Source organism: Bacteroides xylanisolvens XB1A, assembly GCF_000210075.1.
GTDB lineage: Bacteria > Bacteroidota > Bacteroidia > Bacteroidales > Bacteroidaceae > Bacteroides > Bacteroides xylanisolvens.
Window position 1 is genome coordinate 1,120,235 of sequence record NC_021017.1, and the last position, 10,876, is coordinate 1,131,110.

At 42.4% G+C, this 10,876-nt stretch carries 9 protein-coding genes and 1 tRNA gene; 8 read left to right on the forward strand and 2 right to left on the reverse strand.

Going from position 1 to position 10,876, the window contains the following annotated elements; all coding sequences use genetic code 11:
• Positions 1 to 145 precede the first annotated feature (145 nt).
• Positions 146 to 219: transfer RNA gene (locus tag BXY_RS04695), tRNA-Met, on the reverse strand.
• A 224-nt stretch (positions 220 to 443) separates the two neighbouring features.
• Between BXY_RS04695 and BXY_RS04700 the strand changes: the two genes are divergently transcribed.
• From BXY_RS04700 to BXY_RS04715, 4 genes are all read left to right on the forward strand, one after another.
• The gene (locus BXY_RS04700) at positions 444 to 830 is read left to right on the forward strand and encodes an START-like domain-containing protein (protein WP_004314575.1); all 387 of its coding nucleotides are present in this window, start codon (positions 444 to 446) and stop codon (positions 828 to 830) included.
• A gap of 76 nt (positions 831 to 906) precedes the next feature.
• Positions 907 to 2,805 (forward strand): LptF/LptG family permease, encoded by a 1,899-nt coding sequence (locus BXY_RS04705; RefSeq protein WP_008771508.1) that lies wholly within the window; start codon positions 907 to 909, stop codon positions 2,803 to 2,805.
• 5 nt (positions 2,806 to 2,810) lie between these two features.
• Complete coding sequence (locus BXY_RS04710; RefSeq protein ID WP_004309056.1) at positions 2,811 to 4,028, forward strand: bifunctional 3,4-dihydroxy-2-butanone-4-phosphate synthase/GTP cyclohydrolase II; 1,218 nt, start codon at positions 2,811 to 2,813, stop codon at positions 4,026 to 4,028.
• Between the two features lie 82 nt (positions 4,029 to 4,110).
• Positions 4,111 to 5,304, forward strand: coding sequence for a pyridoxal phosphate-dependent aminotransferase (locus tag BXY_RS04715; RefSeq protein ID WP_004306402.1), 1,194 nt, complete (start codon positions 4,111 to 4,113; stop codon positions 5,302 to 5,304).
• A gap of 254 nt (positions 5,305 to 5,558) precedes the next feature.
• Here BXY_RS04715 and BXY_RS04720 read toward each other — a convergent pair whose 3' ends face one another.
• The gene (locus BXY_RS04720; protein ID WP_002559159.1) at positions 5,559 to 5,729 is read right to left on the reverse strand and encodes a DUF362 domain-containing protein; all 171 of its coding nucleotides are present in this window, start codon (positions 5,727 to 5,729) and stop codon (positions 5,559 to 5,561) included.
• A gap of 180 nt (positions 5,730 to 5,909) precedes the next feature.
• Here BXY_RS04720 and metA point away from each other — a divergent pair, with 180 nt between their 5' ends.
• Genes metA through BXY_RS04740 form a run of 4 tightly spaced genes read left to right on the forward strand, consistent with a single transcriptional unit; the run spans position 5,910 to position 10,371 of the window.
• Entirely contained in the window at positions 5,910 to 6,827 is a 918-nt protein-coding gene (gene metA / locus BXY_RS04725) for a homoserine O-acetyltransferase MetA (RefSeq protein ID WP_008640718.1), read from the forward strand.
• Positions 6,824 to 8,653, forward strand: a complete 1,830-nt coding sequence (locus BXY_RS04730) for a peptidase U32 family protein (RefSeq protein ID WP_015531318.1) — start codon at positions 6,824 to 6,826, stop codon at positions 8,651 to 8,653. The genes metA and BXY_RS04730 overlap by 4 nt, the downstream gene beginning before the upstream one ends.
• Positions 8,650 to 9,816, forward strand: a complete 1,167-nt coding sequence (locus tag BXY_RS04735; RefSeq protein ID WP_203462453.1) for a zinc ribbon domain-containing protein — start codon at positions 8,650 to 8,652, stop codon at positions 9,814 to 9,816. Before BXY_RS04730 ends, BXY_RS04735 begins: the two co-directional genes overlap by 4 nt.
• A 36-nt stretch (positions 9,817 to 9,852) precedes the next feature.
• Positions 9,853 to 10,371: a GNAT family N-acetyltransferase gene (locus tag BXY_RS04740; protein ID WP_015531319.1), complete on the forward strand. Its 519-nt coding sequence runs from the start codon at positions 9,853 to 9,855 to the stop codon at positions 10,369 to 10,371.
• Positions 10,372 to 10,876 lie beyond the last annotated feature (505 nt).

Genomic DNA, 10,876 nt, shown 5'->3' on the forward strand with positions numbered 1-10,876 from the left:
CAAAATAGTATCTTTGTAGAGATAAAATTTGTTGAACCATGTTACATTGAATTTGACGCTGGCGCAAACCATAGCGCAAACCGGAGCTAAAAAAGAAAAAGGCACCCAGAAGTGGAAGCCTCCCAAATGCCTTATTCTTATCAAGTAGCGGGACCCGGGATTGAACCGGGGACCTCATGATTATGAATCATGCGCTCTAACCAGCTGAGCTATCCCGCCATCGTTTCTCGATTGCGGGTGCAAAGATAGATGATTTTTTATAATCTCCAAAACAATTCATAACTTTTTTGTGTTTTTTCTTTAAGAAAGGGTTTGATTTTCCCTATAAACAGGAAGTTTGAAGCTCGATAATGAAAGAATAATTAAATAAAGTGTCTGATTTATGCGGCGTATTTAGAAAAAAGTATTTATCTTGGCACACGTAAAAACAATTCGAAATTGCTATGAAAAAGGAAAAGATTCATTTGGAGTATTTGTTGAATGCAACGTCTAAAAATATTCTTTGGGGAGCTATTAGTACACCGACCGGGTTGGAGGACTGGTTTGCCGACAAAGTTATTTCTGACGATAAAATAGTAGAGTTCCATTGGGGGAAGACAGAGCTGAGGAAAGCAGAGATTATTGCCATTCGCTCTTTCTCTTTTATCCGCTTCCGTTGGCAGGATGATGAAAACGAACGCGATTATTTTGAAATCAAGATGACTTATAATGAGCTGACTAGTGACTATGTGTTGGAAATTACCGATTTCGCAGAGCCGGATGAAGTAGCCGATATGAAAGAATTGTGGGAGTCGCAAGTAGCTAAATTAAGAAGAACTTGTGGTTTTTAGTTAACTTTCAACTAAAAATTTTCGATGCTCCTTTTTTTGTGCTAATTTTGCATCCTAATTGCACGAACCTATTAAGATGCTACGCATAAAGAAATTAGATATATTCATCGTAAAGAGTTTTTTGATGCTCTTTATTGGTACATTCTTCATCTGTCTGTTCATATTCATGATGCAGTTCCTGTGGAGATATGTAGACGAATTGGTCGGAAAGGGATTGGAGATGAGCGTAATGGCTCAATTCTTCTTTTATTCCGCGTTAACATTAGTGCCGGTATCGTTGCCATTGGCAGTGCTACTGGCTTCTTTGATTACTTTCGGTAACTTTGGCGAGCGTTATGAATTGCTTGCGATGAAAGCCGCAGGTATTTCTCTCCTTAAAATCATGCGTCCGCTTGCTTTCTTCGTTTGCGGGCTTGTCGGTGTCTCATTCTATTTCCAAAATGTAGTAGGTCCTATTGCCCAGGCTAAATTGGGAACCCTGATTCTTTCGATGAAACAAAAATCTCCGGAGTTGGACATTCCGGAAGGAGTTTTCTATTCTGAAATCAAGGACTATAATTTAAAGGTAGCAAAGAAGAACCGGAAGACCGGTATGCTATATGATGTGCTGATTTATAGTATGAAAGATGGCTTTGAGAAAGCACGTATTATATATGCTGATTCCGGGCGTTTGGAGATGACTGCGGATAAACAGCATCTTTGGCTGCATTTGTATAGCGGAGATTTATTTGAGAATCTGAAAGCTCAAAGTATGAAATCGGAGAATGTACCTTACCGACGTGAGGAATTCAGGGAAAAACATACCATTATTGAGTTTAATTCCGATTTCAATATGGTTGACGGTGAGATTATGGGTAAGCAGTCCAGTGCTAAGGACATGGCGCAGTTGCAGAGTTCCATTGACTCGATGACGGTTGTGGGAGATAGTATCGGACGACAGTATTACAGGGAAGTGGCAGAAGGAAATTTCCGTCCTTCTTATGGATTGACAAAAGAAGATACGGTCAAAATAGAAAAGGCGGATATTCATGAATATAATGTAGACAGCCTTTACGAAGTAGCCTCTTTAACGCAGAAACAGAAGGTGATTTCTTCCGCTGTCAGTCGTGCGGAGAACGTGGCTAACGATCTTGGGTTCAAGAAATTCACGATGGAGAACAATGATTATAGTATTCGAAAACATAAGACGGAATGGCATAAGAAGATAACGATTTCACTTTCTTGTCTGCTGTTCTTCTTTATCGGAGCTCCGTTGGGCGGTATTATCCGTAAAGGAGGTCTGGGAATGCCGGTCATCGTATCAGTGTTGGTGTTTATCATTTATTATATCATTGATAATACAGGATATAAAATGGCCCGCGACGGTAAGTGGATTGTTTGGATGGGGATGTGGACAAGTAGCGCAGTCCTTGCCCCGTTAGGAATCTTCCTTACTTATAAATCGAATAAAGACTCTGTGGTGCTTAATGCAGATGCCTATATCAACTGGTTTAAAAAGATTGTGGGAATTCGTAGTGTGCGCCATATATTTAAGAAAGAAGTGATTATTCATGATCCTGATTACGTACGTCTGACGGGTGATTTGGAACAACTTTCGGCAGAGTGTAAAGCGTATGCCGCCAGGAAACGATTGGAAAAAGCGCCGAATTACTTTAAGTTGTGGATGGCGAGTGAGGATGATAACGAGGTGATGGCAATCAATGAAAAGCTGGAAGCGTTGGTTGAAGAAATGTCCAATACGAAATCTGCCACTTTGATCGGTGCATTAAACAATTATCCGGTTATTTCCGTTTCTGCTCATGTGCGCCCGTTCCATATATATTGGTTGAATCTGGTAGCCGGAGTCATTTTCCCTATCGGTTTATTTTTCTATTTCCGCATCTGGGCGTTCCGCGTTCATCTGGCTAAGGATATGGAACGGATTATAAAGAACAATGAACAAATTCAATTCATCATACAGAAAATCAATAAATAAGTGTTATGAAAGAGACTATTAAAATGGATAGAATAGAAGATGCGATTGCCGACTTCAAAGAAGGCAAGTTTGTCATAGTAGTGGATGATGAAGACCGCGAAAACGAAGGCGACTTGATTATTGCAGCTGAAAAGATAACTCCCGAAAAAGTAAATTTCATGTTGAAACATGCACGTGGCGTACTTTGTGCACCTGTCACAGTGTCTCGTTGCAAGGAGTTGGATTTACCGCATCAGGTAAGTGATAATACTTCCGTGTTGGGAACTCCTTTTACGGTTACTATTGACAAATTGGAGGGCTGTACAACAGGTGTTTCCGCTTCCGACCGTGCCGCTACTATTCAGGCGTTGGCCGATCCGACTTCTACACCGGCTACTTTCGGGCGTCCCGGACACATCAATCCGTTGTATGCGCAAGAAAAAGGAGTACTTCGCCGTGCCGGACATACAGAAGCTACGATTGATATGGCTCGTCTGGCAGGACTTTACCCCGCAGGTGCCTTGATGGAAATCATGAGTGAAGACGGAACAATGGCACGTTTGCCCGAACTCCGTCAGATGGCAGACGAACACGGACTGAAACTGATTTCTATCCATGACCTGATCGTTTATCGCCTGAAACAGGAATCCATTGTAGAAAAAGGAGTAGAAGTAAATATGCCTACCGAACACGGAAAGTTCCGTCTGATTCCTTTCCGCCAGAAATCAAACGGATTGGAGCACATGGCTATATTTAAAGGAACATGGAGTGAAGACGAACCGATCTTGGTACGTGTCCATTCCTCTTGCGCTACTGGGGATATCCTTGGCTCACAACGTTGTGACTGTGGAGAGCAGCTGCATAAAGCGATGGAAATGATCGAAAAAGAAGGAAAAGGCGTGGTGGTTTACCTCAATCAGGAAGGACGTGGCATCGGTCTGATGGAAAAGATGAAAGCATATAAGTTGCAGGAAGACGGTATGGATACCGTTGACGCGAATATTTGTTTGGGACACCTTGCCGATGAGCGTGATTACGGAGTAGGCGCACAAATCCTTCGTGAACTGGGAGTACACAAAATGAGACTTTTGACAAATAATCCGGTGAAACGTGTTGGTTTGGAAGCATACGGATTGGAGATAGTAGAAAATGTACCTGTTGAAACAGTTCCTAATCCGTATAATGAACGATACTTGAGAACAAAGAAAGAAAGAATGGGGCATACTTTACATTTTAATAAGTAAATTGCCAATTTGTTTTCATATATCAAATATTATCGCTTATTTTGCAACGATTTTCACTCAACAACAATAAAATAGATACAAAATGAATCAATTATCAGATCGTTTGAACAGCTTGTCGCCATCGGCGACGCTTGCCATGTCGCAAAAGAGCAACGAGCTCAAGGCACAGGGTGTTGATGTTATTAACTTAAGTGTAGGAGAACCGGATTTTAATACTCCTGACCACATCAAAGAAGCTGCGAAAAAAGCCATAGATGATAACTTTTCTCGTTACTCTCCGGTACCGGGTTATCCGGCTTTGCGCAATGCTATTGTTGAGAAACTGAAAAAAGAAAACGGTCTGGAATATACAGCCGCTCAAATTTCGTGTGCCAATGGTGCCAAACAATCTGTTTGTAATACCATCCTTGTATTGGTAAATCCGGGTGACGAAGTCATCGTGCCGGCTCCTTACTGGGTAAGCTACCCGGAAATGGTGAAAATGGCAGAAGGTACTCCCGTAATTGTTTCGGCAGGTATCGAACAAGATTTCAAGATTACTCCGGAACAGCTGGAAGCAGCCATCACTCCGAAGACAAAAGCATTGATTCTTTGTTCTCCGTCTAATCCGACAGGTTCTGTATATACAAAAGAAGAATTGGCCGGATTGTCAGCAGTATTGGCTAAACATCCGCAGGTGATAGTAATCGCTGACGAGATTTACGAACATATCAATTATATTGGTGCCCATCAGAGTATCGCTCAATTCCCTGAAATGAAGGAACGTACAGTGATTGTAAACGGTGTATCCAAGGCTTACGCTATGACAGGATGGAGAATCGGTTTCATTGCCGGTCCGGAATGGATTGTAAAAGCTTGCAACAAGTTGCAAGGTCAGTACACTTCAGGTCCTTGTTCTGTTTCTCAAAAAGCTGCTGAAGTGGCATATACAGGAACACAAGAACCGGTAAAAGAAATGCAGAAAGCATTCCAACGCCGTCGTGACCTGATTGTGAAGTTGGCTAAGGAAGTTCCGGGATTTGAGGTAAACGTTCCGCAAGGTGCTTTCTATCTGTTCCCGAAATGCGATGCTTTCTTTGGAAAGAGCAACGGCGAACGTAAGATTGCAGATTCGGATGATTTGGCAATGTACTTGCTTGAAGAAGCTCACGTGGCTTGTGTAGGTGGTGCCTCTTTCGGTGCTCCTGAATGTATCCGTATGAGTTATGCTACAAGCGATGAAAATATCGTAGAAGCTATCCGTCGTATCAAAGAAGCATTGGCTAAGTTGAAATAAGAGTTCACCACAGATTACACAGATTGACACAGATTGAAAAGAGATTGTCTGTCTGAAAAATATTAGATTAATAAAATCATCCTTACTACAGTATGCAGTAAGGGTGATTTTTTGTTTAAGGAACTTCTTTGTATTTTTCTATCCGTGTGATTGTGAATTAATCTGTGTGAATCTGTGTAATCTGTGGTGAAGAAAGAGCAATAAAAAAGGCTGCCTTCCATAGAAAGCAGCCTATACTCTTTTTGTAACTTGTATTATTCAGCCGGGTGAATTGCTTCAGACGGACAAACGTCTGCACAAGTACCACAGTCAGTACATACATCTGGGTTGATAGAATAGATATCACCTTCAGAGATAGCTTCTACCGGACACTCGTCAATGCAAGTTCCGCAAGCAATACAATCGTCACTAATTACGTATGCCATTTTTCTAAGATTTAAATTATTAGTACTAATTTCTCCGGCAAAAATAAGGCTTTTATTGATTGGTTGTTATGCTTCTATGTTTAAATTGACTTAATTTGTACGTCTTCTAAATAAGCTACCTCCCTATAATCTGCTATATTTTTCGTATTTTTGCACTCAAATTACTAATATATAGCGATTATGCCTTTAAATTTACCCGATAAACTACCTGCGATAGAGCTTTTGAAGGAAGAGAATATTTTTGTGATCGACACTTCCCGCGCTACGCAACAGGATATTCGTCCGCTACGGATTGTGATTCTGAATCTGATGCCGTTGAAAATTACAACGGAAACAGACTTGGTGCGTTTACTCTCCAACACACCTCTTCAGGTGGAGATTTCATTTATGAAGATCAAGAGCCACACGTCAAAGAATACGCCGATAGAACACATGAAAACGTTCTATACGGATTTCGACCAGATGCGTCACGAGAAGTATGATGGTATGATTATCACCGGAGCTCCTGTAGAACAGATGGACTTCGAGGAGGTGACCTATTGGGATGAGATTACGGAAATCTTTGATTGGGCACGTACGCATGTCACTTCTACCTTATATATATGCTGGGCTGCGCAGGCCGGATTGTATCATCATTATGGAGTTCCTAAATATCCGTTGAAAGAGAAGATGTTCGGTATCTTTGAACATCGGGTATTGGAACCTTTCCACTCCATCTTCCGTGGTTTTGATGATTGTTTCTATGTGCCGCATAGCCGTCATACAGAAGTACGCAGGGAAGACATTCTGAAAGTTCCGGAATTGACGTTGCTTTCCGAATCGGAAGATGCCGGTGTCTATATGGCAATGGCACGGGGCGGTCGTGAATTCTTTGTCACGGGACACTCCGAATATTCTCCGCTGACACTGGACACGGAATACCGTCGCGATCTCGATAAAGGCTTGCCGATAGAGATGCCCCGCAATTATTATATAGACAATGATCCTGAAAAAGGCCCGTTGGTACGTTGGCGTGCTCATGCCAATTTGTTGTTCTCCAATTGGCTGAACTACTTCGTTTATCAGGAAACACCTTACAACATCAACGATATTAAATGATAAAGCAGCGTAAAATAGAACTTCTCGCTCCGGCGAAAAACCTGGAATGTGGCATTGAAGCTATCAATCATGGGGCAGATGCAGTATATATCGGTGCTCCGAAGTTCGGTGCCCGTGCGGCGGCTGTGAACTCATTGGAAGATATTGAAGCATTGGTGCAGCATGCCCATTTGTATCATGCACGTATTTATGTCACGGTCAATACGATTCTGAAAGAAGAAGAGTTGAAAGAGACGGAGGAGATGATTCATGCACTTTATCGGATTGGCGTAGACGCACTGATTGTGCAGGATATGGGGATCACGAAGTTGAATCTTCCTCCGATACCGCTTCATGCCAGTACACAAATGGACAACCGTACACCGGAAAAAGTAAAATTCCTTTGGGAGGCGGGTTTCCGGCAAGTAGTCCTGGCGCGGGAACTATCGTTGCGTGAAATAAAGAAGATACACGAAAATTGTCCGGAAGTGCCTTTAGAGGTATTCGTACATGGGGCACTTTGTGTCAGCTATAGCGGGCAGTGCTATGTCAGCCAAGCCTGTTTCGGTCGTAGTGCTAACCGGGGGGAATGTGCGCAATTCTGCCGGTTACCTTTTAGTCTGGTAGACGCGGACGGGAAAGTGATTGTCAAAGACAAACATCTGCTTTCCCTGAAAGATATGAATCAAAGTGACGAACTGGAGCAATTGCTGGATGCCGGAGCTTCCTCGTTCAAGATAGAAGGGCGACTGAAAGACGTTTCTTACGTGAAGAATGTAACGGCCGCTTATCGTCAGAAGCTGGATGCCATCTTTGCCCGTCGTCCGGAATATGTAAGGGCTTCTTCGGGTACGTGCAATTTCGAGTTTAAGCCGCAACTGGATAAGAGTTTCAGCCGTGGATTCACACATTATTTCCTGCATGGACGTGACAAAGAGATTTTCTCTTTCGACACTCCCAAGTCGTTGGGCGAGGAGATGGGGACTGTGAAGGAGATTCGCGGCAATTATCTGACGGTTGCGGGACTTAAATCCTTTAACAATGGAGACGGTGTTTGTTATATCGACGAACAGGGACGTTTACAGGGATTCCGCATCAACCGGGTGGACAGCAACAAACTATATCCACAGGAAATGCCTCGCATCAAGCCTCGTACCACATTATATCGTAATTTCGACCAGGAATTTGAACGAGTGCTTTCCCGTAAGTCTGCCGAAAGGAAAATCGCAGTGCGAATGTTGCTTGCCGACCATCATTCCGGTTTCTCTTTGACATTGACTGACGAAGATGATAATAGCGTCACAATCACCCTTCCACGTGAGAAAGAGCCGGCTCGGACTCCACAAACGGACAACCTGAAAACGCAACTGTCCAAATTGGGGAATACGCCTTTCGAAGCAAAAGAAATAGAAATCTCTTTTACCGACAACTGGTTTCTGCCGGCTTCGGTATTAGCCGATTTCCGCCGGCAGGCAATCGACCGGTTAATAACTGCCCGTCGAATCAATTACCGTCAGGAATTGTTGGTATGGAAGTCAACCAATCATGCTTTTCCACAAACGACGCTAACCTATCTGGGGAATGTCATGAATACTCGTGCAGCCTCTTTCTATCAGGAGCATGGGGTTCAACAGGTAGCAGCGGCTTACGAAAAAGAAGCGATGGAAGATGCGGTACTGATGTTCTGCAAACATTGTTTGCGTTACAGTATGGGATGGTGTCCCATCCATCAACGGGTACGTTCACCTTATAAAGAACCCTATTACCTGGTGTCAAATGACGGCAAACGTTTTCGTCTGGAATTTGATTGTAAGAATTGTCAAATGAAAGTAAAAGCGGCTCAATGAGAATCATTATTCACAATTTTCACCACAGTTTTCACCACAGAGGACGCAGAGGACACAGAGGATATAGTGGAGGTGACATCTTCACTCATTCTTCTGATACAGACTGTTTGAGTGTTTTTGGGAAAAAGTGTAGAAAGTTTTTCTCTTTACCCTCTTTATCCTTTTTATCCTCTGTGTCCTCTGCGTCCTCTGTGGTGAAAACTGTGATGAAAACAGTGATGAACCTACTACTATGTTTACTTTTGCTCTCATCTTGTTATTATAAAGCACCGGCTTTGGATTCGGAAGAACTGTCGAAGAAGACGAAAGACTCGTTGACTTACTTGTACGAACGGCATTATACATGGAATACAAACTTGGAAGTAGTCGATGATTCCATCTCTTTGGAATGTCTTCCGATAAAAGATACTTTTATTCAGTTGAATAAAGGGGATAGGGTAGTGGTGGCAGAGTTTGCGGTTCACCCTGCCGATAGTGTAGACAGTGTTTGGGTGAAGCTGGCTCACACACAGGATGAACAGGGCTGGATACGTGAAAAAGAACTCAAGAAGTCATTTGTGCCGACTGATAGTATTTCGCAGGCCATTCATCTTTTCAGTGATACGCATGCTTCTTATTTCATTATCATCTTCGCTTTATTCGTCGGTGTATATTTGTTTCGCGCTTTTCGTCGAAAGCAGTTGCAGATGGTCTATTTTAATGATATAGATAGTGTTTATCCGTTATTTCTCTGTTTGTTGATGGCTTTCAGTGCAACGATTTACGAATCGATGCAGGTCTTTGTGCCGGAAACGTGGGAGCATTTTTATTTCAATCCTACTTTGTCGCCGTTCAAAGTTCCTTTTATTCTCTCTGTCTTCTTGTTGAGTATTTGGCTGTTTTTGATAGTCGCTTTGGCGGTGCTGGATGATTTGTTTCGACAGTTGACTCCCGCTGCAGCTATCTTTTATCTGCTGGGGTTGATGTCTTGCTGTATTTTCTGCTATTTCTTCTTTATCCTGATGACACATATTTATATCGGTTATCTGTTCCTTGCCTTTTTTATGCTGGTTTTTGCGAAGAAAGTCCATCGGAACATTGGGTATAAGTATCGTTGTGGGCGTTGTGGGGAAAAGTTGAAGCAAAAAGGTGTATGCCCCCATTGTGGAGCTATCAATGAGTAATTTTATTATCTGTTTTATTCTTGAATAACTTTTCAAATGATGGAAATCAGATCTACCGAAATAAAAGATCTCCCTTTAGTGATGGAGATTTATGACTATGCCCGTGCCTTTATGCGTGCAACCGGAAATACTACTCAATGGATTGACGGTTATCCTTCTGAAGTATTGATTCGTCAGGAAATTGAAGATGGACATAGCTTTGTCTGCATAGATGAACAGGGAGAAATTTTGGGGACTTTTTGTTTTATCTTGGGAGACGACCCTACTTATCAACAGATTTATGAAGGAACATGGCTCAATAATGAACCTTATGGAGTGATTCATCGGCTGGCAACGAACGGAAAACAGAAGGGGGTATCGGAAACCTGCTTGAACTGGTGTTTCGAACGTTGGCCCAATCTCCGGGTAGATACTCATCGGGACAATAAAGTTATGCAGCATATATTGACGAAGTATGGCTTTCAACGTTGTGGTATCATTTATGTAAAGAACGGTACAGAGCGTATCGCTTATCAAATGACGCGTGTACCTGATGGAACAGAGAAACTTGCTTGATTGTGGTGGAGTGTAGTTGAAGTGTATTAGATGTGGACAAGATAATCTTAGATATAAGCAAACCAATAGGAAACTGTAGGTAAAGTAATGCCAGGACACCGGTATAGTTCCGTTAAGATGCCGGTATAGTTGTGTGAAGGTACCGCTATCTTTACCTTCCCACGGCCGTGGTGACTTCTTCCCACAGCCGTGACGAGATCTCTCCACGGCCGTGAAGAGAAGCTACCACAGCCATGGAAAGGTAAAGATAGCGTAGGGTTAAGAGAACAATACCTATTGGATTAATTAAGTATAACGGCTTTATAATGCATACTTCATAGAGGCATACGTTCTTCTATCACGTATTCCATGCCATCAATCTATAAGAGACAGGCTGACAATAAAAGTCCGAATCTTTTATTGTCAGCCTGTTTTTGGGTTATTGTCAGCACTTATTGTCAGGTGTCAATGAATTGATAATCATTGTTCTATATGGATAAAATCTTTAGCTGACAATAAAATGACT

What these genes read in the sequence shown, in the direction of transcription:
- BXY_RS04700 (WP_004314575.1), top strand. Translation starts at nt 444, where the DNA reads ATGAAAAAGGAAAAGATTCATTTGGAGTATTTGTTGAATGCAACGTCT.
- BXY_RS04705 (WP_008771508.1), top strand. Translation starts at nt 907, where the DNA reads ATGCTACGCATAAAGAAATTAGATATATTCATCGTAAAGAGTTTTTTG.
- BXY_RS04710 (WP_004309056.1), top strand. Translation starts at nt 2,811, where the DNA reads ATGAAAGAGACTATTAAAATGGATAGAATAGAAGATGCGATTGCCGAC.
- BXY_RS04715 (WP_004306402.1), top strand. Translation starts at nt 4,111, where the DNA reads ATGAATCAATTATCAGATCGTTTGAACAGCTTGTCGCCATCGGCGACG.
- BXY_RS04720 (WP_002559159.1), bottom strand. Translation starts at nt 5,729, where the DNA reads ATGGCATACGTAATTAGTGACGATTGTATTGCTTGCGGAACTTGCATT.
- metA (WP_008640718.1), top strand. Translation starts at nt 5,910, where the DNA reads ATGCCTTTAAATTTACCCGATAAACTACCTGCGATAGAGCTTTTGAAG.
- BXY_RS04730 (WP_015531318.1), top strand. Translation starts at nt 6,824, where the DNA reads ATGATAAAGCAGCGTAAAATAGAACTTCTCGCTCCGGCGAAAAACCTG.
- BXY_RS04735 (WP_203462453.1), top strand. Translation starts at nt 8,650, where the DNA reads ATGAGAATCATTATTCACAATTTTCACCACAGTTTTCACCACAGAGGA.
- BXY_RS04740 (WP_015531319.1), top strand. Translation starts at nt 9,853, where the DNA reads ATGATGGAAATCAGATCTACCGAAATAAAAGATCTCCCTTTAGTGATG.